The organism is Kocuria sp. GQ42, from assembly GCF_059758435.1.
Map to the genome: position 1 here is coordinate 600,485 of NZ_JCAXEN010000001.1, position 19,827 is coordinate 620,311.

Below are 19,827 nucleotides of genomic sequence, written 5' to 3' on the forward strand. Positions count from 1 at the left end.
GGGCCCGCGCCGGGGAACCTACACTGTACGGGTGCCGCTCCCGCTCGGGGGTGGCCCGGCAACAGCAGATCGGAAGGTCATGAGCAGCGCACTGCACATCACGGGCGGAATCCCCCTGTCCGGGCAGGTCACCGTGCGAGGTGCCAAGAACCTCGTCCCCAAGGCCATGGTGGCCGCCCTCCTGGGCTCCACACCGTCCGTCCTGGAGAACGTGCCCCAGATCAAGGACGTCCAGGTCGTCACCAACCTGCTGGCGCTGCACGGGGTCGACGTGGGGCGCGAGGACGGCCGGCTGTCCCTGGACCCCTGCAACGTCACCACGGCGCGGCACGCCGACATCGACGCCCACGCCGGGGACTCGCGGATCCCGATCCTGCTGTGCGGGCCCCTGCTGCACGCCATCGGCGAGGCGTTCATCCCCGACCTCGGCGGGTGCAAGATCGGCGACCGGCCCATCAACTACCACCTCGACGTGCTGCGCCACTTCGGCGCCCGTGTCGAGAAGCTGGAGTCCGGGATCCGGATGAGCGCCCCGCACGGCCTGCACGGCGCCAAGGTGGAGCTGCCCTACCCCTCGGTCGGCGCCACCGAGCAGGTGCTGCTCACCGCCACCCGGGCCGACGGCCACACCGAGCTGCGCGGCGCTGCCACCGAGCCCGAGATCATGGACCTCATCGCGATCCTGCAGAAGATGGGCGCCATCATCACCGTCCAGACCGACCGGGTGATCCGCATCGAGGGCGTCCCCGAGCTCACCGGCTACCGGCACCGGGCCATGCCCGACCGCATCGAGGCCGCCTCCTGGGGCTCCGCCGCGCTCGCCACCGGCGGCGACATCTTCGTGGCCGGGGCCCGGCAGTCCGACATGATGACCTTCCTCAACACGTTCCGCAAGATCGGCGGGGGCCTCGACATCCGGGAGGAGGGCATCCGCTTCTACCACCCCGGCGGGGACCTCAACCCGCTCATCGTGGAGACCGACGTCCACCCCGGCTTCATGACCGACTGGCAGCAGCCGCTCGTGGTCGCCCTCACCCAGGCCACGGGCGTGTCCATCGTGCACGAGACCGTCTACGAGAACCGCTTCGGCTTCACCGCCGCCCTCAACCGGATGGGGGCCACGATCCAGCTGCACCGCGAGTGCCTGGGCTCCGTGCCGTGCCGCTTCGGCCAGCGCAACTTCGTGCACTCGGCCGTGATCTCCGGGCCCACCCCGCTGCAGGCCTCCGAGATCAACATCCCCGACCTCCGCGGCGGCTTCTCCCACCTCATCGCGGCGATGGCCGCCGAAGGCACGTCCCACGTCACGGGCGTGGAGCTCATCGAGCGCGGCTACGAGCACTTCACCGACAAGCTAACGGGGCTCGGGGCGTCCTTCGAGCTCGACGGCGAGTGAGCCGGGCCCGCCGATGAGCCGCACCTCGAACCGCCGCCTGTTCCGCGCGCTCGCGGGCGTCGTCAAGCCGGCCTACCGGCTGGTGGCCCGGCTGCGCTGGACGGGGGAGGAGCACCTGCCCGCCGAGGGCGGGTTCATCGTGGTGCCCAACCACCTCACCGAGCTCGACCCCCTGACGGTCGCGATCACGCTCTACGACAACGGGATCATGCCGCGGTTCCTGGCGAAGGAGTCCCTGTTCCGCGCCCCCGGGGTGGGGACGGTGCTCCGGGCCACCGGCCAGGTCCCCGTGCTGCGCGGCACGGCCGACGCCGCGGCGGCGCTCACGGCCGCCCGCGCCGAGCTCGCCTCCGGCGGCGCCGTGGTGATCTACCCCGAGGGCACCCTCACCCGGGACCCCGACCGGTGGCCGATGACCGGGCACACGGGTGCCGCGCGCCTGGCCCTCGCGACCGGGGCCCCTGTGGTCCCGGTGGCGCACTGGGGGGACCAGGAGGTCCTCGACCACGACCGCTCCACCGGCCGGCGCACGGTCAGCCTGTTCCCCCGGAAGGACGTGCGCGTGCGGATCGGCCCGCCCGTGGACCTCACCCCGTGGCGGGACGACGTCCCCGACCTGACCCATCCGGTGGGCCGCCACGCGGCGCGGCTCGAGGACGCCACCGACGCCGTCATGCGCGCCGTGGCCCGGGAGCTCGCGGTGCTGCGCGGCACGGACGCGCCGGCCGCCCTCTGGGACCGGCGCCGGGGAGGCCGCCTGTGACGCCCCCCGAGACCGCCGCGGCCCCTGCCGGCGGCCTGCCCGCCGCCGGGCCGCGGAGGATCGCCGTGCTGGGCGCCGGGTCCTGGGGCACGACCTTCGCCAAGATCCTCGCCGACAGCGCCCGCGAGTCCGCCCACGCCCGGGCCGAGCCGATCGGGCGGACCGTGGCCCTGTGGGGACGCAGCGCCCCCGCGATGGACCACACCGCGCGCACCCGCGTCAACGACCGCTACGTGCCCGGCATCCGGCTGCCCGAGCGCCTGGAGATCACCGCCGACCTCGCCGCCGCCGTGCGCGGCGCGGACCTCGTGGTCCTCGCCGTGCCCGCCCAGTCCCTGCGCGCCCAGCTGACCGCCGTGGCCGGGCACCTCGAGCGCGACGCCGTGGTGCTGTCCCTCGCCAAGGGTCTCGAGCGGGACACGGGCCTGCGGATGAGCGAGGTGGTCGCCGAGGAGCTGGGGCGGGCCACCGGGCTGGGCCCCCGGCACTGGCGGGCGCGCACGTGCGTGCTGTCCGGGCCCAACCTGGCCATGGAGATCGCCGAGGAGCAGCCCACGGCCTCCGTCGTGGCGGCCCCCGCCGCGGACCTGGCCACCTGGGTGGCCCACGCCTGCCGGACCCGCTACTTCCGCCCCTACACGAACACGGACGTGGTGGGCACCGAGATCGGCGGCGTCGTCAAGAACGTCATCGCCCTCGGGGTGGGCATCGCCGACGGCCGCCACTTCGGGGAGAACTCCAAGGCCTCCATCATCACCCGCGGGCTCGCCGAGACGACCCGGCTCGCGCTCGCCCTCGGCGGGAGGCTGGAGACCCTCTCCGGCCTCGCCGGACTGGGCGACCTCGTGGCCACCTGCTCCTCCCCGCTGTCCCGCAACCGCACCGCGGGCCGGCTCCTCGGCCTGGGCCTCACCCCGGCGGAGGTCCAGGAGGAGATGACCCAGACCGCCGAGGGCATCAAGTCCGCCCCCGCCGTGCTCGCCCTGGCCCGCCGCCACGGCGTGGACATGCCCATCACCGAGGCCGTCGTGGCCATCCTCCGCGAGGAGATCACCATCGACGAGGTGGCCCCGCTCCTGCTGGGCCGCGAGATCAAATCCGAAGGGACCGCCCCATGACCCCCCGCCCCTGCGTCGCCGTGCTGTTCGGCGGACGCTCCAGCGAGCACTCCATCTCCCTCATCACCGCCCTCGGGGTCCTGCGCGCCATCGACCGGGACAAGTGGGACGTCGTGACCGTCGGCATCGCCACCTCCGGCGAGTGGTTCCTCTGCCCGCAGGAGGAGCTGGAGACGCTGCTGGACGCGAACCCGATCGCCGAGCTGCCCGTGGGCGACGAGCTCGTGAGCCTGCCCCTGAAGGTCGGGGAGAGCGAGCTCATCGTGCGCCAGGACGGTCCCTGCGGGCAGACCGTCAGCCGGGACCGGCACATCGACGTGGTGCTGCCCCTGCTGCACGGGCCCTTCGGCGAGGACGGCACCCTGCAGGGTCTGCTCGAGCTCGCCGACCTGCGCTACGTGGGCTGCGGCGTCACGGCCTCCGCGGTGGGGATGGACAAGCACTTCATGAAGCTCGCCTTCGAGGCGGCGGGCCTGGCGGTGGGCCCCTACACCGTGGTGACCGACCGGCAGTGGGCCGTGGACCCCCAGGACGTGCGCGAGCGCATCGCCGCGCTGGGCTTTCCCGTGTTCGTCAAGCCCGCCCGGGCGGGGTCCTCCTTCGGCATCACGAAGGTGGAGCGCGCCGAGGACCTGGACGCCGCGATCGAGACCGCCCGCGAGCACGACCGCAAGCTGGTGGTCGAGGCGGGGATCGTGGGGCGGGAGATCGAGTGCGCCGTCCTCCAGGGCCGCGGGACCGCCGCCGCCCGGACCTCCATGCCCGGCGAGATCGAGATCGTCGACGAGCACGCGTTCTACGACTTCGAGGCGAAGTACGTCTCCCAGGCCTCCGCGCGGCTCAGCTGCCCCGCGGACCTGCCGCAGGAGGCGATCGGGACGATCCGCCGCAGCGCCGTGACCGCGTTCGAGGCGCTGGACGGGGAGGGCCTGTGCCGGGCCGACTTCTTCTACACCCCCGACGGGCAGGTGGTCATCAACGAGATCAACACGATGCCCGGGTTCACGCCGATCTCGATGTACCCCCGGATGTGGGCCGCCTCCGGGCTCGACTACGCCGAGCTGATAGACGAGCTCCTGGGCCTCGCCCTGGAACGGCCGGTCGGGCTGCGCTGAGCCGCGGCACGCCACCGGGGGCGGAGCCCCCGGCTCACGGAGCGGGCGACGCGGTGACGACGACGTTCTTGCCGACCGCGTCCTGGGTGTAGCAGCTGATCAGGACGATGCGGTTCGGGACGATCCGCCAGATCTCGCTGTCCTTCAGCGTGTCCTTCTCGTAGGTGGTCACCGAGTCCACCACGTAGTCGAGGGTCCCGTCCACGGTCTCGACCTCGAGCTCCTCCCCGACCAGGGCCGGGTCGCTCAGCTTGTTGAAGGGCAGCTCCACCTTGTCGTAGCTGTGCCCCGCGATGTACGTGGTGTTGGTCGACCCCTCGCCGGGCATCCCGTACGGCGTGAGCCGGTAGCCGCTGTAGGTCTGCGGCGGCACGAGCGAGCCGCCCTCGAGGTCCTCGTCGGTCGGGTCGTAGGGGAGCACGTCGGCGTCGAAGCCGACCGCGTCGATGCTCAGGCGCACCGGCGACGCCGCGGCCGGCACGTGCCCCAGGAGGTGCTGGGCGAGGAACCACTGGTTCATGAGCGCCACCCACAGCACGGCGGCGCACAGCGTCACCACCGCCGCCCGCCGGGCCAGGGGATCCCTCTCCTCGGCCGGGAGGGGGCGCGGCGGTCCCGCCACGGTGCTCGTTGCCATGCTGTGCTGTCCTCCTCCGACCTGACCTGTTCTCCGACCCGGCGCGTTCCGCCGCGGCCGGTCCGCACCCGGCCCGGCACGTCCTGACCCGACCCGGCCCGGCGCGATCTGCACCGGCCCGAGCCGTCCGGCGCGGGCGCGCCGGGTGCGGTGCCGTGCCGGCGCCGCCCCGCGGGCGCCACCGGCACGGCACGCGGCTCAGGCGCCGCTGCGCCCGAGCCTCCGGGCCCGGTACGCGAGCGCACCGGGAAGGGCCACTGCCGCCGCGAGCAGCGCCGTGAGCAGACCGGCGCCGGCCGCCTGCCCCATCGGTGCCGCGGTGAGGCGGGTGTCCACGTTGAGCCCCGGGTTCGCGGCCCCGGCGGCGGCCTCCTGGGGCGCGAGCTCCGGGACCACCGCCTGCTGGACCGCGGCTGCGGCCGGCGCGGCGGGTGCCGCGTCGGACAGCGCCGGTGCCTCCGGCGCCACGTCGGCGACGAACGGAGCCGGCGCCGGCGCCTCCGCCGGTGCGGGCAGGACCACCTCGGCGGCCGGCACGTCCACGGGCGCGGCAGCCGGGACGTCCACGGGCGCGGCGACCGGGACGTCCGCGAGGGCCGCGGCCGGCAGCTCGGGCGCCGCCACGTCGGCGACGACCGGTGCGGGCTCGGCGACCGGGACCTCCGCCGGTGCGGGCGGAGCCGCCTCGGCGACCAGGACCTCGGCGACCGGGACGTCCGCGGGCGCCGCGGCCGGCAGCTCCGCCACGGCACCGGCCACCTCGGTGGATGCGGCCGCGCCCGGTGGGGCGTCGACCGGCGGGGCGTCGCCCGGTGCCGCGACGGCCGCCGGGACGCCCAGGAACAGGCCCCCCACCAGCACGGTCGCCGAGGCACCGGCAACAGCCAGTCTTCTCGTAGTTGTCATGTCGATGCGTCTCCTGTACTCCGTAGTCGGCCCGGGCCCACCCCAGGACCGCCAGCGCGCCGCACGACCCCACCGGGGTCCTTGCCGCGCCCCCGCGCGGACGGACCCCCGTCACGTCGTGCCGCTCGTCGTTCGGCGCGGACGGGGCGTGCGCCCGTCCCGCGGAGCCGGAACCCCCTGCCGAAGAACAGCTGTGCTGTTAACTATCGTCCACATCCCGGCATTAGCAAGGGTGAACTGTTACGTGACGGGAGGAGTCCCGGCCCTCGGCACCGGACCCGGCGAGCGCCTCCGGCCCCCTCGTGACCGGTCCGCCGGGGGTGTCCTCCGCGGCCGTCCGGGTCCGCGCGGGTCACGGGACAGCACTAGTGGGGACACGGATCGGGTCGCCGCCACCATTCGCTTGCGCACATGATTGGGGGAGGGACGTGGTCCCGCGGCGGCCGTCCGGGGGGACGGTCGCCCCGACAGGGGGAATTCGATGACGTCCGCGGTGCTCGAGGCCGAGAACCTGGTCAAGATCTACGGCCGGGGGGACACCCGTTTCGCCGCGCTGCGGGGCGTGGACCTGCGCATCCGGCACGGGGAGTCCGTCGCCGTCGTCGGGAAGTCCGGCTCGGGCAAGTCGACCCTGATGCACCTGCTCGCGCTGCTCGACGCGCCCACCCGCGGCACGGTGTCCCTGGACGGCAGGCCGGCGGCGTCGATGACGGCCCGTGAGCTCAACGAGACGCGCAACGCCGCGTTCGGGTTCGTGTTCCAGCAGTTCTACCTGACCCCGGACCAGACGGTCCTGGAGAACGTGGTGCTGCCGCTGCGCATCGCCGGGGTCCGTCCCGGAGCGCGCCGGCGCCGCGCCCTGGACGTGCTGGAGCGCCTGGACGTGGCGGAGAAGGCCTCCAGCCGTGCCGCCGACCTGTCGGGCGGGCAGAAGCAGCGGGTCGCGATCGCCCGGGCCCTGGTCAACGACCCCTCCGTGATCTTCGCCGACGAGCCCACGGGCAACCTCGACTCGGCCACCGGCGCGGTGGTCCAGGACCTCCTGCTCGAGCTCCACCGGGAGCGCGGCATCACCCTCGTCGTCGTCACCCACGACGAGGACCTCGCCCGGCGCTGCGGACGCCAGGTGCACCTGCACGACGGTCTCGTCGTGGACGCCCCTCCACCCCGGCAGGCCCCCGCAGCCGGGGCGGACGACGCCGGAGGGGACGACGCCGGCGCGGACGACGAGGTCGTCGTCGGAGCGGTCGGAGGTGCCCGGTGAGGTGGTCCGACCTGCTGGCCTCCGCGGTCGCCAACACCGCGCGCGCCAGGATCCGCGCCACCCTGACCGTGCTCGCCGTCTTCATCGGTGCGTTCGCCCTGACCCTCACCTCCGGCATGGGCACCGGGGTGAACCGGTACATCGACGACACCGTGGCGGCGTTCGGCGACGCCGACGCGCTCTACGTCCAGAAGTCGCAGCCCCTCATCGAGCTGTCCTCGACCTCGGGCCCGCGGGAGTACGACCCGGACACCACCCGGATCCGGACGGGGTTCGGCGTGTCCTTCGAAGGGCTGACCCCCGAGGACATCGAGGTCATCGAGGACCTGGACGGGGTGCGCTCCGTGAAGCCGATGTACTCCGTGGCCCCCACCTACCTGGAGGCCGCCGACGGCAGCCGGTTCCAGCTCTCCCCGGGGATCCCCGTCGACGCCGTGGGCCTGCAGATGGTGGCCGGCGGAGCGCCCGCCGCGGGCCGGGACGAGATCGCGGTCCCCGACAGCTGGGTCGCCGACCTGGGCTTCTCCTCCGCGCAGGAGGCCGTCGGAGGCCGCGTCGACGTGGTCATGACCAACATGGCGGAGCAGGACCGGGCGTTCCCCGCCACGATCTCCGGGGTGACGCAGGCCAGTCTCGTCGGGACCTCCCTGAACCCCATCCCGTCGGACACGTTCAACGAGCGGCTCTACGACTACCAGGTCAGCGGCGTCCCGGAGGAGGTCCCGGAGAGCTTCGCGATGGCCACGGTCACGGTCGAGGACATGGCCCTGGCCCCCGGGATCCAGGCGCGGCTGGAGGAGCAGGACATGCTCGGGCTCACCGTGGAGGACCAGCTCGGCATGTTCCGCGCCGTCATCAACGCCATCGTGTGGATCCTCAACGCCTGCGCCGTCATCGCGCTCGTGGCCGCCGGGCTCGGCATCGTCAACACCCTCCTGATGTCGGTCCAGGAGCGGACCCGGGAGATCGGCCTGATGAAGGCCATGGGCATGAGCGGGGGCCGGGTCTTCGGCCTGTTCTCCCTCGAGGCCGTCTTCATCGGGTTCCTCGGGGCGGTCGTCGGCGCCGTCACGGGCGTCGTCGGCGGCTCGGCCCTGAGCGGGGCGCTGGCCGACGGGTTCCTGTCCGGGCTGCCGGGACTGTCGCTGTTCGCGTTCGAGTCGTGGCGGGTGGCCCTGATCGTGCTCTCGGTCATGGGGATCGCGTTCCTGGCCGGGACGATCCCCGCCGTCCGGGCCGCGCGGAAGGACCCCATCGCCTCCCTGCGCCACGAGTGACCGGGCGGGCCCGGGGCGGGTGCCGCGGCCGTCAGCCCTCGCACTCGATGCAGTACCGGGCGCCGTCCTGCTCGCGGGCGAGCTGGCTGCGGTGGCGGACCAGGAAGCAGGACATGCAGGTGAACTCGTCGTCCTGCTCGGGCACCACCTGGATGAGCAGCTCCTCCTGGGACAGGTCCGCCCCCGGCAGGTCGATGCCCTCCGCTGTGTCCGAGTCGTCGACGTCGATCGCCGGGCTCTGCGCGGTGGCGCTGCGCTGCGCCTGGATCACCTCGAGGGACTCGTTGGCGGGCTCGTCCTCGGGCTTGACGCGGGGCTCGTCGTAATCGGTGGCCACGGATGTGCCTCCTTCTGGCGTGGTGGTGGGGCGTGGTGGGCTCGCGTGCGTGTCCACGCCACAACCGGGCGGGGCACGGGCCTATTCCCGAGCCTCCGGGACGTCCCGGGGGAGGGGACGGACCCCTCCGTCCGGCCCCGGCTCAGAGGCCCTCCACGGTGTCCTGGAGGTCCAGGCACCGGCGCTCGGCGGGGATCTGCTCCACCGCGGAGCCCAGCTCGACCAGCAGGGTGGAGGAGGCCACGGCGGTGCTGTCGAAGACCACCTCGACGGCCGGGTCCCGGCCGTAGGTCGTGGCGGTCCAGGTGCTCCCGTCCTCGTCCTGGCGGATCAGCCAGTCGACGTCGTTGACGGAGGAGCAGGCGTCCGTGGTGGGCCCGGGCGGGGTCACGCCGCACCGCACGACCGCCGCCGTGGGCTCGCCGTAGGCCGTGGTGGCCTGGCTGGTGGTCTCGCGCCGCTCGTGCTCGCCGACGGTCTCCGGCATGGCCAGCATCGCCGGGGCGCACCCCGGGTCGGCGGCGTTCTCGGCGGGGTCCACGGTGACGGCGGGGGAGCACCCCGCGAGGACCGCCACCAGGGCTCCCGCCCCCAGCAGGGCACGGGCGGATCGGGACAGGGAGGGGGAGGGCATGCCCCCAGCGTAATCCTCGGGGGAGCCCGTTCCCGCGTCCGGGGCCGTCGTTAGGATGAGCGCCATGACCCGACCCCCAGCGGAGCCGTCCCCCGTGCCCGACGCCCCGCCCGGTCCGGGGCCCACCGTCGGGGAGCTCTCCGAGGCCGAGCTGCTGGCCCGGGTGCTCCCGCTGCTCCTGCGCCCCGCCGCCCCCCGCCCCGGAGCGGACCTGGTGCTGCTCGGCCCCGGCGACGACTGCGCCGTGGTCGCGGCCCCGGACGGGCGGTACGTGATCACCACGGACACCCAGGTGCAGGACCAGGACTTCCGGCTCGCCTGGACCGGCGGCGCGGTCACCACGGGCTACGACACCGGGGTGAAGTGCGCGGCGCAGAACCTCGCCGACGTCGCCGCGATGGGCGCCGTCCCGTCGGCCGCCGTCGTCTCGCTCACCCTGCCGCCGGGCACGCCCGTGTCCTGGCCCGAGGACTTCGCCCGCGGCCTCGTGGCCGGGTTCGAGGCCATGGGCGCGGACCGCTGCGCCGTGGTCGGCGGGGACATGGGCGCCGGCCGGGAGCTGTCGGTCACCGCCACGGTGACGGGCGACCTCGAGGGCCGGGACCCGGTGCGCCGCTCCGGAGCGGGCGAGGGCGGCACGGTGGCGCTCGCCGGGACCACCGGGCGGGCGGCCGCGGGCGTGGCGCTGCTCGAGGACCGCCGCTACCGGCCCGGCCGGGACGCGCTCCTGGACGGGCTCGCGGCGGCGCAGCTGCGGCCGTGCGCCCCGGTGACCGCCGGCCCCGCGGCCGCCCGCGCCGGCGCCACCGCGATGATCGACCTCTCCGACGGCCTGCTCCGCGACGCCGGGCGGGTCGCGGCCGCCAGCGGCGTCGTCGTCGACCTCGACGGCGCGGCCGTGGCCGGCCTCGCCGAGCCCCTGCGCCCGGCCGCCCGGCTGCTCGGCTCGGACCCCCGCGACTGGGTGCTGACCGGGGGCGAGGACCACGGGCTGCTCGCCGTCTTCCCCCGGGGCGTGCCGCTGCCCGGGATGTTCCGTGCGATAGGCTCGTGTGCGCCCGCGCCCCCCGCGCACGACGACACCCTCCCCCGGGTGCTGCTCGACGGACGAGCGCCGCACCTCGCCCTCGGGCACCCGGTCGGCGAAGGATGGGATCACTTTGAACCATAGGATCGGATCGAACGCGGCCGTCATGCGGCGGTGGCTCGACCTGGCCCACCGTGATCTCGTGCGCCACAGCCCCGTCCTGAACGCCCTCAACGTCTTCCCGGTCGCGGACGCCGACACCGGGACCAACCTCGCGACCACCGTGCGCGCCGCCGCCGAGGCCGCCGCCGTGCTCGAGACCGGCGACGTCGGGGAGCTGCTCTCCCTCGCTGGCCAGGCCGCCCTCGAGGAGGCCCGCGGCAACTCGGGCACCCTGTTCTCCGTCTTCCTCACGGCCGTGGGCCGTTCCCTCGAGGGGAGCACCAGGATGAGCGCCGAGTCCGTCCGGCTGGCCCTGCACGCCGGCCACGTGCGCGCCTGGAGCGTCCTGACGGACCCCGTGGACGGGACCATGCTCTCCGTCCTGGAGGCCGCCGCCGCCGTGCCCGTGCCGCAGGGCGTGGAGGACGGGTCCAACCAGCAGCTCAAGGAGTTCCTGGCCGGCGTCAGCACCGCCGCCCGCGCCGCGGTCCTCGTCACGCCGGACCAGCTCGAGATCCTGCGCGAGACCGGCACGGTCGACGCCGGCGCCCTGGGCATGCTCGTGGTCTTCGACGCCCTGGCCCGCACCGTGGGCGGCGACGACGCCGGCGACGAGAACGCCCTCGACGCGCTGATCGACGCCGCCGCGGCCCGGGCCGCCGGCGCCGAGGACGCCCCGCACACCGTGCACGGCGGCGTGGAGGTGATGTGCACCGTGGAGCTCACCCCGCTGGACGCCGCGGAGCTGCGCCATGAGCTCAGCGAGGTGGGCACCAGCGTGATCATGAGCGCGGTGACCGAGACGGGGGACGGCTACCGCTGGCGCGTGCACGTCCACGTGCCGCGGCCCGAGGACGCCCTCACGGTGATCGGCGCCCGCGGCAAGGCCGTCAACCTCACGGTGACCTCCCTCTCGGAGGCGGACGGATGAGGCACCCCTGAGATGACCCCCACCCACGGCGGCGGGGCGTTCCCCGACCCGGTCTCCGAGCTCGACCAGCCGCTGGCCCGGCTGCTGGGGCGGACCACGGCCGACCAGCTGGCCCGGCAGCTCTCGGTGTCCACGATTGGGCAGCTGCTCGACCACTTCCCCCGCCGGTACATGCCGCGGGGCGAGCTCACCCCGTTCTCGGAGCTGCGCATCGACCAGCAGGTCACCATCGTGGCCGAGGTCGTGCACGCCTCCACCCGCCAGATGCGCTCGCGGCGCGGGTCCATCACGGACGTGGTGATCACGGACCGCGTCTCCTCCGACCCGCAGCGGCTCTTCGCGGACGGCGACCCGGGCCCCGGCCGGACGATGCGGCTGAGCTTCTTCAACGCCTGGACCGCCGCCAGGGACCTGCCCCCCGGAACGCACGCCCTGTTCTCCGGGAAGGTCGGGCTGTACAACGGCGGCGTGACCATGACCAACCCGCACTACGCGATCCTCGACCCGGACGCCCCGGAGGCCGGGGAGACCGCCGAGGAGCGCGCCGGCCGGCCCATCCCGATCTACCCGGCCACGGCCAAGCTGACCACGGACAAGATCGCCCGCGCCGTGCACTCGCTGCTGCCCGTCGTGGACTTCGGGGCCGTCCCGGACCCGCTGCCGGACGGGATCCGGGAGCGGGAGGGGCTCATGGGGCTCGAGGAGGCGTACTGGCAGGTCCACCGCCCGAGGGACACCCGGGCGCACGGGGAGGCGCGCCGCCGGTTCCGCTACCAGGAGGCGTTCCTGCTCCAGTGCGCCCTGGCCCGCCGCCGCGCCGAGCTCGCCGCCCACCCCACCACCGCCCGCCCGGGCGTCCCCGCGGGGGTGCTCGCGCGGTTCGACGCCGGGCTGCCCTTCGAGCTCACCGCCGGGCAGCGGACCGTGGGGGAGCAGCTCGCCGCGGAGCTCGCGGGCACCCGTCCCATGAACCGGCTGCTCCAGGGCGACGTCGGCTCGGGCAAGACGCTCGTGGCCCTGCGCGCGATGCTGCAGGTCGTGGACTCCGGCGCGCAGGCGGCGCTGCTGGCCCCCACCGAGGTGCTCGCCGCCCAGCACCACGGCTCCGTGGTCCGCTCCCTGGGCCCGCTCGCGCAGGCCGGCCTGCTCGGCGGGGACCCGGACGGCACGCAGGTCGTGCTGCTCACGGGGTCCATGGGCGCCGCGGCGCGCAAGCGGGCCCTGCTGCAGATCGCGTCGGGGGAGGCCGGGATCGTCATCGGCACCCACGCCCTGCTCTCCGAGGTCGTCCAGTTCGCCGACCTCGGACTGGTCGTGGTGGACGAGCAGCACCGCTTCGGCGTCGAGCAGCGCGACCGGCTGCGGGACAAGGCCGGGCGGCCCCCGCACCTGCTGGTGATGACCGCCACCCCCATCCCGCGCACCGTGGCGATGACCGTCTTCGGCGACCTGGACGTCTCCGTCCTCGACGAGCTCCCGGCCGGCCGGCAGCCGATCGCCACCCACACCGTGGGGCTCGTGGAGCACCCGGGCTGGGAGCGGCGCCTGTGGCGGCGCGCCCGGGAGGAGATCGACGCGGGCCGCCAGGTCTACGTGGTCGCGCCCAAGATCGGCGACGACGACGAGCCCCCGCCCCACGCCTCCCTCGCGGAGTCCGCCCTCGCGGCGGCCTCCGAGGACGAGGAGTCCGAGGCGACGATGGCGTCCGTCACCTGGCTCGCCGAGCTCGTGGCCGCCGAGCCCGTCCTGGCCGGCGTGCGCGCCGAGGTGCTGCACGGCCGGCTCGACACGGACCGGAAGTCCCGGCTCATGGAGGAGTTCGCGGCGGGGGACGTGCAGCTGCTCGTGTGCACCACCGTGGTCGAGGTCGGCGTGGACGTGCCCAACGCCACGCTGATGATCATCGTCGACGCCGATCGGTTCGGCATCTCCCAGCTGCACCAGCTGCGCGGCCGGATCGGGCGCGGCGGGCACGCCGGGACGTGCCTGCTCGTCACCCGGCGCCCCGCCGAGCACCCGTCGCGGGAGCGGATCGAGGTGGTGGCCGGGTCCACGGACGGCTTCGAGCTGGCCCGGGCGGACCTCGAGCTGCGCCGCGAGGGCGACATCCTCGGCGCCGCGCAGTCCGGCGGCCGCTCCACCCTGCGCCTGCTGCGGGCCCTCGACGACGCCGAGCTCATCGAGCGCGCCCGCCGGGACGCCGTGACGATCCTGGGCGAGGACCCCCAGCTGCTGGAGCACCCCGAGCTTGCTGAGGCCATCGAGCGCTACCTCGACCCGGACGCCGAGGCGTTCCTGGACCGGGGCTGAGCCCCCGTGCCGACGAGCCGCGTGCCGCCGGGCACCCGAGAGGAGCACGCATGAGCAGGATCATCGCCGGGGCCGCCGGGGGGCTGCGCCTGCAGTCCGTGCCGGGCCGGGACACCCGGCCCACCACCGACCGGGTCAAGGAGTCCCTCTTCGCGCGGCTCGAGGCGTGGGGCATGCTCCGGGACGCCAGGGTCCTCGACCTCTTCGCGGGCTCCGGGGCCCTCGGCTGCGAGGCCGCGAGCCGCGGCGCGGCCGCCGTGACCCTCGTGGAGCGGCACGCGGGCGCGGCGCGGGTCTGCCGCGCCAACGCCGCGACGGTCCACCGGGCCCTCGGGCGCGAGGACGTCGTCACGGTCCGGCACGGGGCGGTGGGCGGCTACCTCGCGGATCCCGCCGAGGGGCCGTGGGACCTCGTGCTGGCCGACCCGCCCTACCCCCTTCCTGAGGCGGAGCTCGCCGCGGTCCTCGCCCCGCTGGTGGGCCGGCTGCGGGAGGGCGGGGTGCTCGTGGTCGAGCGCTCCACCCGGTCCCCGGAGCCCGGCTGGCCGGCCGGGCTGCGCCGCTTCGAGCAGAAGCGGCACGGGGAGACCACCGTGTGGTTCGCCGAGACGGACGTCACATCGCCCGCGTCCCCCGGCGCGCCGGACTGACACCTGCGCCGCTGGGCGCACCCCCTTTGACAAGATTCGACAGGCAGCATCGAGCACGGGCCCCGGCCCGGGAGAGACGGAGGACGTCCATGAGGATCACGGTTCTGGGAACGGGCTACCTGGGGGCCACGCACGCCGCGTCGATGGCGGAGATGGGCTTCGAGGTGCTGGGGCTGGACGTGGACCCCGAGAAGGTCGACGCCCTGTCCCGCGGCGAGCTGCCCTTCCACGAGCCGGGCCTGGGCGAGCTGCTGCGCAAGCACGTGGGCACCGGCCGGCTGCGCTTCACCACGAGCTACGAGGAGGCCGGCGCCTTCGGCGACGTCCACTTCGTCGGGGTCGGCACCCCGCAGCGGGCCGGGAGCTTCGCGGCGGACATGCGCTACGTCGACGCCGCGGTCGGCTCCATCGCCGCGGCCGCCACGAAGGACTGTGTGATCGCCGGCAAGTCCACGGTCCCCGTGGGCTCCGCCCGCCGCCTGGCGGACCTGGCGAAGGCCTCGGCGCGGGAGGGCGTGGACGTGTCCCTGGTGTGGAACCCCGAGTTCCTGCGCGAGGGCTACGCCGTGGAGGACACCCTGGCCCCGGACCGGATGGTGCTGGGCTGTCAGGACCCGGCCGCCGAGGCCGTGATGCGCCGGGTCTACGCCCGGCAGCTGGAGGCCGGCGTCCCGCTGATCGTCACCGACTTCGAGACCGCCGAGCTCGTCAAGGTCGCGGCCAACGCCTTCCTGGCCACCAAGATCTCCTTCATCAACGCTCTTTCCGAGCTCACCGAGGCGGTCGGCGGGGACATCCGCACCCTGGCCGACGCGATCGGCCTCGACGAGCGGATCGGGCGCAAGTTCCTCAACGCCGGCGTGGGCTTCGGCGGCGGCTGCCTGCCGAAGGACATCCGCGCCCTGCGCGCCAGGGCCGCGGAGCTCGGCGTGGAGCAGTCGGTGCGCTTCCTCGCGGAGGTCGACGACATCAACGTCCGCCGCCGCGGCCACACGGTGGAGACGGTCACCCAGATGCTGGGCGGGACCGTGGTGGGCCGGCACGTCGCCGTGCTCGGGGCGGCCTTCAAGCCGGACTCCGACGACGTGCGCGACTCCCCGGCCCTGGACATCGCCGCCCGGCTGCACTCGATCGGCGCCGAGGTGGCCGTCTACGACCCCAAGGCCAACGCCAACGCCGCCAAGCGCTATCCGCGCCTGGACTACGTGGACTCCCTCGAGGCCGCCGTCACCGGGGCCGAGGTCGTGGTGCTGCTGACCGAGTGGGCCGAGTTCAAGGCGATGACCCCGGAGCAGCTCGACCCGCTGGTGGCCGTCCCGCAGATCCTCGACGGCCGCAACGTGCTCGACCCCGACCGCTGGACCGCGGCCGGCTTCACCTACCGGGCCCTGGGCCGCCGGGCGAGCGCCGTCTGAGGCGCGGCGCGCAGGACGGCGTCCCGCGCGCCGGTTTCCCGCCCGCCGTGCGGACCGGCTCAGCCTGCCAGCTGCCGCCCGGCCCGCTCCAGGACGTCCAGGCGCTTGCCGAACGAGAAGCGCATCCAGGACGCGTAGAGCTCCCGGTGCTCCGCCGAGGCGAGGGCCGGCACGGGCACGCCCACCACACCGGCCCGCTCGGCCAGCACCGGGGCCAGGTGCGCGGCGTCCTCGACCCCGTGCCGCTCGCACAGTCCGCGGACGTCCGCCACCACGAAGAACGTGCCCTGCGGCTCGAACGGCTCGGCGCCCGCCGCGGCCAGGCCCCGCACGAGCACGTCGCGCCGTCGCCGGAAGTCCTCTGTGAGCCGGTCGTAGAACCCGTCCGGCAGGCCCAGGGCGGTGGCCGCCCCGATCTGCAGCGGCGTGGCGGCGCTGTGCGTGAGATAGGCCTTCGTGGCGCGCACCGGGCCCACGAGGTGCGCCGGCCCGCTGACCCAGCCCACCCGCCAGCCCGTGACCGAGAAGGACTTGCCCACGGAGGAGACGGTGAGGGTCCGTTCGAAGGCCCCCGGCAGCGCGGCGAGCGGCCGGTGCCCGCCGGCGTAGCGCAGGTGCTCGTAGACCTCGTCGGTCACCACCACGCAGTCGTGCTCGGCGGCGAGTCCGGCCACGCGGGCCAGGACGGCGTCGTCGAACACCGTCCCGGTCGGGTTGTGCGGGTCGTTGAGGATCACCATGCGGGTGCGGGGCCCGAAGGCCGCGGCGAGGCGGTCGAGGTCGGGGGAGAAGCGCGGCGGCTCGAGGGGGACCGTGACCAGCCGCGCGCCGGCGAACTCCACCACGGCGCCGTAGAGGTCGTAGTGCGGCTCGAACACGACCACCTCGTCCCCGGGGCGCAGGAACGCGAGCAGGCTCGCGGCCAGGCCCTCGGACGCGCCCACGGTCACGACCACCCCGGAGGCCGGGTCCAGGTCGATCCCGTAGAACCGGTGCTGGTGCGCGGCGACGGCCTCCTGCAGCAGCGGAAGACCCGCCACCGGCGAGTACTGGTTGCCGCCGCCGTGCAGTGCGGCCGCCGCGGCGTCGAGCATCTCCCGCGGACCGTCGACGTCCGGGAAGCCCTGGCCCAGGTTGACGGCGCCCGTGCGCGCGGCCAGCCGCGACATCTCCTCGAAGACGGTCCCGGTGAGCTCCCCGGCGCCGGTCAGCAGACCGCCCCCGCGGGCCATCCGCTCCCACGGGGGGCCGGACGTGTGCGTGGACGGGACGGCGGCGTCGGTGGCATCCATGGCCGCCAGTCTAGGGTCCCGCGGCGGCTCCGGGCGGCGGCCCGGCGCCGAGCCGCACGAGGGTCCCGGCCAGCCCCTCGACGAACACCGGGAGGTCCGGCACCACGTCGGCGTCGGCCACCACGTCGATGCCCAGGGTCCCCGCGTAGGAGACGACGCCCACAGCGAGGGCCAGGTTGCCCTGCACGGCGCCGAGCTGGAACAGCTCGAGCACCGGCGCCCCCGCGAAGAGCAGGGGTGCCGCGGGGCCGCGCACGTTGCTGAGCAGCACGTTGACGAGCCGCTGCCGGTCCATGACGCGGACCATCCAGCGCTGGGCCAGGCGGCCGCCCGGCCGGTACGGCGGGCGGGCCCGCTGCCCGGCGGTCGTGGCCGCGATCCGCCGCAGCCCGGCCACCGGGTCGGGCTCGTCGACGGGCACGGCCACGACGCGCACGCCGGCCCGGTTGCCGCCGGCGGGGTCCCCCGCAGCGCGCACGGAGGCGGCCACCGACACCTTCAGCTCCGGCACGCCGGCCAGCTCGCCGCGCGCGGCCAGCAGCCGCCGCGCGCCGCCCGCCACGGCGGTGAGCACCACGTCGTTGACCGTCCCGCCGTGCCGGTGGGCCAGCTCCCGGACCGCCGCCAGGTCGGCGCGCACCAGCACGGCCCGGCGCCGCGGGCCCACGGGCCGGTTGAGGGACAGCGCCGGGGCGCGGCCCTCCGCGAGCGCGCCGCGGACCTGGGCCGCGGCGCCGAGCAGGCGGGCCGCGGCGCGGGCCGGAGCGCGGGCCGGGGCAGGCCCGGGCGGCGGGCCGCCGCCCGTCCCCGGGCCACCCGGCGCGTCCGGGGCGCGCGGGGCGCCGCCGGGCGCGGGATCGAACAGGGGCGCGAGCAGGGTCAGCGCCGCGAGACCGTCGGCGAGCACGTGGTGCCACCGGATCAGCAGGCCGACCCGGTCGCCGGCGAGGCCGGGGAGCAGCCACAGCTCCCACAGGGGCCGGTCCCGGGGCAGCGGGACGGCGGCGATCCCGGCACACACCCGGAGCAGGCTCTCCTCGTCCCCGGGCGGCGGCACCGGACGGCTGCGCACGTGCCGGGAGACGTCGAAGACCGGGTCGTCGAGCCACACGGGGCGTCCGCCCCCGGGGCGGGCGAGCAGCTGGCGCAGCCGCCGGACGTCCCGGGTGCGCCGCTCCACGTGCTCCCGGACCTCCGCCAGCCGGACGCGCCCGCCGGCATCGAGCAGGGGACCGGCCTCCAGGAGGGCCAGGGCCGCGACGTGCATGGGCACCCCGCGCCGCTCCACGCGCAGGTTGGCCTCGTCCAGGGCGCTGATCCGCTCCCCGGTCCGCGCCCGGCGGCACTGCATGCCCATGTCGGTGCTCCGCTCTGGCCGGAGGACTCCCTCGTCCACCACGGTACGCCGCCCCGGCACGGGGCGCCCCTAGGATGGCACCCATGCACCGAGCGATCTGCCCCGGCTCCTTCGACCCCCTGCACAACGGCCACGTGGAGGTCGTCGCGCGCGCCGCGGCGCTCTTCGACGAGGTCGTCGTCGCGGTCTCCACCAACCCGCACAAGCGCTACCGCTTCGACGCGGACCGGCGGCTGGCCCTGGTGGCGGAGAGCCTCGCGGACGTCGCCGGCGTCGTCGTGGAGCCCATGGGCACGGGCCTGCTCGCGGAGTACGCGGCGCAGCGGGGGGCGGTGGCCCTGGTCAAGGGGCTGCGCTCGGGCGAGGACTTCGAGTACGAGGTGCCGATGGCCACGATGAACCGCCACCTCACGGGGGTGGAGACGGTCTTCCTGCCCGGCGACCCCCGGTTCCTGCACCTGTCCTCGACCCTCGTGAAGGAGGTCCAGGGCCTCGGCGGCGACGTCTCCGGGTTCGTGCCGGCGCCCGTGCTGCGGGCCCTGCAGGGCTGAGCGGGCGCGCCCCGTCCCGGCGCGCCCGGACCCGGCCCGTTTGAGAACGCGCGGGGCGGCACGCTAACATGGTCTGTCGGTCAGAATTTCACCAGGAGTCAGTCATCAGTCGCGAGAACAGTTCGCCCCTCACCATCGGTGTCCGGGACCTCGAGCACCGCCCGGGGACGATGCGACGCCTGGAAGAAGTTGTGCCCGCGCCGGAGAACTTCGGCAACGCACTCATCGGCGCCCCGGAGGGCTCGGACATCGACCTGGACCTCCGGCTGGAATCCGTCCACGACGGGATCCTGGTGTCCGGCACGGCCGCCGTGGCCATCCACGGCGAGTGCAGCCGGTGCCTCGACCCGATCGACTACGATCTGGACGTCGACGTGCAGGAGCTCTACGTCTTCGACCCCGCCGCCGACGGCGGGGAGGACTCCGAGGACGACCAGATGTATGAAGTTCAGGACGAGACCATCGACCTCGAGCCCATGCTTCGGGACGCAGTGATCACGCAGCTGCCGTTCCAACCGGTGTGCCGGGAGGACTGCCAGGGGTTGTGCGCCCAGTGCGGCGCGCGCCTGGAGGACGACCCGGGACACCACCACGAGGTGCTCGATCCTCGCTGGAGCGCCCTGTCGGGGCTGCTCGAGCAGGACACCTCGACCCAGACGACCGAACCGAGAGAAGAGAGATAGCC

The 19,827-nt window shown here is 74.9% G+C and carries 19 protein-coding genes; 13 read left to right on the forward strand and 6 right to left on the reverse strand.

Annotation, left to right across the window (positions count from 1 at the left end):
- The first annotated feature begins 79 nt into the window (after positions 1–79).
- Genes murA through AC6CH6_RS02825 form a run of 4 tightly spaced genes read left to right on the forward strand, consistent with a single transcriptional unit; the run spans position 80 to position 4,392 of the window.
- A complete protein-coding gene (murA, locus tag AC6CH6_RS02810; protein ID WP_095651676.1) occupies positions 80–1,396 on the forward strand; it encodes a UDP-N-acetylglucosamine 1-carboxyvinyltransferase in 1,317 nt (438 codons plus the stop codon).
- Positions 1,397–1,409: 13 nt separating this feature from the next.
- A complete protein-coding gene (locus AC6CH6_RS02815) occupies positions 1,410–2,159 on the forward strand; it encodes a lysophospholipid acyltransferase family protein (protein ID WP_498253945.1) in 750 nt (249 codons plus the stop codon).
- On the forward strand, positions 2,156–3,277 hold the full coding sequence (locus AC6CH6_RS02820; RefSeq protein WP_498253946.1) for an NAD(P)H-dependent glycerol-3-phosphate dehydrogenase: 1,122 nt from the start codon (positions 2,156–2,158) through the stop codon (positions 3,275–3,277). Before AC6CH6_RS02815 ends, AC6CH6_RS02820 begins: the two co-directional genes overlap by 4 nt.
- On the forward strand, positions 3,274–4,392 hold the full coding sequence (locus AC6CH6_RS02825; RefSeq protein WP_498253947.1) for a D-alanine--D-alanine ligase family protein: 1,119 nt from the start codon (positions 3,274–3,276) through the stop codon (positions 4,390–4,392). Before AC6CH6_RS02820 ends, AC6CH6_RS02825 begins: the two co-directional genes overlap by 4 nt.
- A gap of 34 nt (positions 4,393–4,426) precedes the next feature.
- Here AC6CH6_RS02825 and AC6CH6_RS02830 read toward each other — a convergent pair whose 3' ends face one another.
- Positions 4,427–5,029, reverse strand: coding sequence for a class F sortase (locus tag AC6CH6_RS02830; RefSeq protein WP_498253948.1), 603 nt, complete (start codon positions 5,027–5,029; stop codon positions 4,427–4,429).
- Positions 5,030–5,227: 198 nt separating this feature from the next.
- On the reverse strand, positions 5,228–5,935 hold the full coding sequence (locus AC6CH6_RS02835; RefSeq protein ID WP_498253949.1) for a hypothetical protein: 708 nt from the start codon (positions 5,933–5,935) through the stop codon (positions 5,228–5,230).
- Between the two features lie 481 nt (positions 5,936–6,416).
- Here AC6CH6_RS02835 and AC6CH6_RS02840 point away from each other — a divergent pair, with 481 nt between their 5' ends.
- Positions 6,417–7,199, forward strand: a complete 783-nt coding sequence (locus tag AC6CH6_RS02840) for an ABC transporter ATP-binding protein (protein ID WP_498253950.1) — start codon at positions 6,417–6,419, stop codon at positions 7,197–7,199.
- Positions 7,196–8,476, forward strand: a complete 1,281-nt coding sequence (locus AC6CH6_RS02845) for an ABC transporter permease (protein WP_035928937.1) — start codon at positions 7,196–7,198, stop codon at positions 8,474–8,476. The genes AC6CH6_RS02840 and AC6CH6_RS02845 overlap by 4 nt, the downstream gene beginning before the upstream one ends.
- Positions 8,477–8,507: 31 nt before the next feature.
- Here the strand turns inward: AC6CH6_RS02845 and AC6CH6_RS02850 are convergent, their stop codons facing one another.
- Entirely contained in the window at positions 8,508–8,813 is a 306-nt protein-coding gene (locus AC6CH6_RS02850; RefSeq protein ID WP_017833185.1) for a DUF4193 domain-containing protein, read from the reverse strand.
- Between the two features lie 142 nt (positions 8,814–8,955).
- Positions 8,956–9,447 carry a DUF3515 family protein gene (locus AC6CH6_RS02855; RefSeq protein WP_095651683.1) on the reverse strand — a complete coding sequence of 164 codons (492 nt, stop codon included), beginning with the start codon at positions 9,445–9,447 and terminating at the stop codon, positions 8,956–8,958.
- Positions 9,448–9,511: 64 nt separating this feature from the next.
- Between AC6CH6_RS02855 and thiL the strand changes: the two genes are divergently transcribed.
- The 5 genes from thiL to AC6CH6_RS02880 all read left to right on the forward strand — a co-directional run bounded on the left by thiL (position 9,512) and on the right by AC6CH6_RS02880 (position 15,942).
- The gene (gene thiL, locus AC6CH6_RS02860; RefSeq protein ID WP_498253951.1) at positions 9,512–10,618 is read left to right on the forward strand and encodes a thiamine-phosphate kinase; all 1,107 of its coding nucleotides are present in this window, start codon (positions 9,512–9,514) and stop codon (positions 10,616–10,618) included.
- The gene (locus tag AC6CH6_RS02865; protein ID WP_309221582.1) at positions 10,608–11,567 is read left to right on the forward strand and encodes a DAK2 domain-containing protein; all 960 of its coding nucleotides are present in this window, start codon (positions 10,608–10,610) and stop codon (positions 11,565–11,567) included. Before thiL ends, AC6CH6_RS02865 begins: the two co-directional genes overlap by 11 nt.
- Positions 11,568–11,579: 12 nt before the next feature.
- A complete protein-coding gene (locus AC6CH6_RS02870; protein ID WP_109222466.1) occupies positions 11,580–13,877 on the forward strand; it encodes an ATP-dependent DNA helicase RecG in 2,298 nt (765 codons plus the stop codon).
- Between the two features lie 50 nt (positions 13,878–13,927).
- On the forward strand, positions 13,928–14,527 hold the full coding sequence (gene rsmD / locus AC6CH6_RS02875) for a 16S rRNA (guanine(966)-N(2))-methyltransferase RsmD (RefSeq protein WP_017833180.1): 600 nt from the start codon (positions 13,928–13,930) through the stop codon (positions 14,525–14,527).
- An 89-nt stretch (positions 14,528–14,616) separates the two neighbouring features.
- On the forward strand, positions 14,617–15,942 hold the full coding sequence (locus AC6CH6_RS02880; protein WP_498253952.1) for a UDP-glucose dehydrogenase family protein: 1,326 nt from the start codon (positions 14,617–14,619) through the stop codon (positions 15,940–15,942).
- A gap of 59 nt (positions 15,943–16,001) precedes the next feature.
- Here AC6CH6_RS02880 and AC6CH6_RS02885 read toward each other — a convergent pair whose 3' ends face one another.
- Positions 16,002–17,234 (reverse strand): aminotransferase class I/II-fold pyridoxal phosphate-dependent enzyme, encoded by a 1,233-nt coding sequence (locus AC6CH6_RS02885; RefSeq protein ID WP_498253953.1) that lies wholly within the window; start codon positions 17,232–17,234, stop codon positions 16,002–16,004.
- A 10-nt stretch (positions 17,235–17,244) separates the two neighbouring features.
- Positions 17,245–18,591: a wax ester/triacylglycerol synthase domain-containing protein gene (locus AC6CH6_RS02890; RefSeq protein WP_498253954.1), complete on the reverse strand. Its 1,347-nt coding sequence runs from the start codon at positions 18,589–18,591 to the stop codon at positions 17,245–17,247.
- Positions 18,592–18,674: 83 nt separating this feature from the next.
- Between AC6CH6_RS02890 and coaD the strand changes: the two genes are divergently transcribed.
- Together coaD and AC6CH6_RS02900 are read left to right on the forward strand one after the other, a co-directional pair.
- Entirely contained in the window at positions 18,675–19,142 is a 468-nt protein-coding gene (gene coaD / locus AC6CH6_RS02895; protein WP_498253955.1) for a pantetheine-phosphate adenylyltransferase, read from the forward strand.
- A 170-nt stretch (positions 19,143–19,312) separates the two neighbouring features.
- Positions 19,313–19,825 (forward strand): YceD family protein, encoded by a 513-nt coding sequence (locus tag AC6CH6_RS02900; protein WP_165440247.1) that lies wholly within the window; start codon positions 19,313–19,315, stop codon positions 19,823–19,825.
- Positions 19,826–19,827 lie beyond the last annotated feature (2 nt).

Excerpts from the sequence above, each read along its gene's own strand:
- AC6CH6_RS02835 (WP_498253949.1), bottom strand. The coding sequence starts at position 5,935 with ATGACAACTACGAGAAGACTGGCTGTTGCCGGTGCCTCGGCGACCGTG.
- AC6CH6_RS02885 (WP_498253953.1), bottom strand. The coding sequence starts at position 17,234 with ATGGATGCCACCGACGCCGCCGTCCCGTCCACGCACACGTCCGGCCCC.
- rsmD (WP_017833180.1), top strand. The coding sequence starts at position 13,928 with ATGAGCAGGATCATCGCCGGGGCCGCCGGGGGGCTGCGCCTGCAGTCC.
- AC6CH6_RS02815 (WP_498253945.1), top strand. The coding sequence starts at position 1,410 with ATGAGCCGCACCTCGAACCGCCGCCTGTTCCGCGCGCTCGCGGGCGTC.
- AC6CH6_RS02830 (WP_498253948.1), bottom strand. The coding sequence starts at position 5,029 with ATGGCAACGAGCACCGTGGCGGGACCGCCGCGCCCCCTCCCGGCCGAG.
- murA (WP_095651676.1), top strand. The coding sequence starts at position 80 with ATGAGCAGCGCACTGCACATCACGGGCGGAATCCCCCTGTCCGGGCAG.
- AC6CH6_RS02900 (WP_165440247.1), top strand. The coding sequence starts at position 19,313 with ATGCGACGCCTGGAAGAAGTTGTGCCCGCGCCGGAGAACTTCGGCAAC.
- AC6CH6_RS02855 (WP_095651683.1), bottom strand. The coding sequence starts at position 9,447 with ATGCCCTCCCCCTCCCTGTCCCGATCCGCCCGTGCCCTGCTGGGGGCG.
- AC6CH6_RS02825 (WP_498253947.1), top strand. The coding sequence starts at position 3,274 with ATGACCCCCCGCCCCTGCGTCGCCGTGCTGTTCGGCGGACGCTCCAGC.
- AC6CH6_RS02880 (WP_498253952.1), top strand. The coding sequence starts at position 14,617 with ATGAGGATCACGGTTCTGGGAACGGGCTACCTGGGGGCCACGCACGCC.
- AC6CH6_RS02870 (WP_109222466.1), top strand. The coding sequence starts at position 11,580 with ATGACCCCCACCCACGGCGGCGGGGCGTTCCCCGACCCGGTCTCCGAG.
- coaD (WP_498253955.1), top strand. The coding sequence starts at position 18,675 with ATGCACCGAGCGATCTGCCCCGGCTCCTTCGACCCCCTGCACAACGGC.
- thiL (WP_498253951.1), top strand. The coding sequence starts at position 9,512 with ATGACCCGACCCCCAGCGGAGCCGTCCCCCGTGCCCGACGCCCCGCCC.
- AC6CH6_RS02840 (WP_498253950.1), top strand. The coding sequence starts at position 6,417 with ATGACGTCCGCGGTGCTCGAGGCCGAGAACCTGGTCAAGATCTACGGC.
- AC6CH6_RS02890 (WP_498253954.1), bottom strand. The coding sequence starts at position 18,591 with ATGGGCATGCAGTGCCGCCGGGCGCGGACCGGGGAGCGGATCAGCGCC.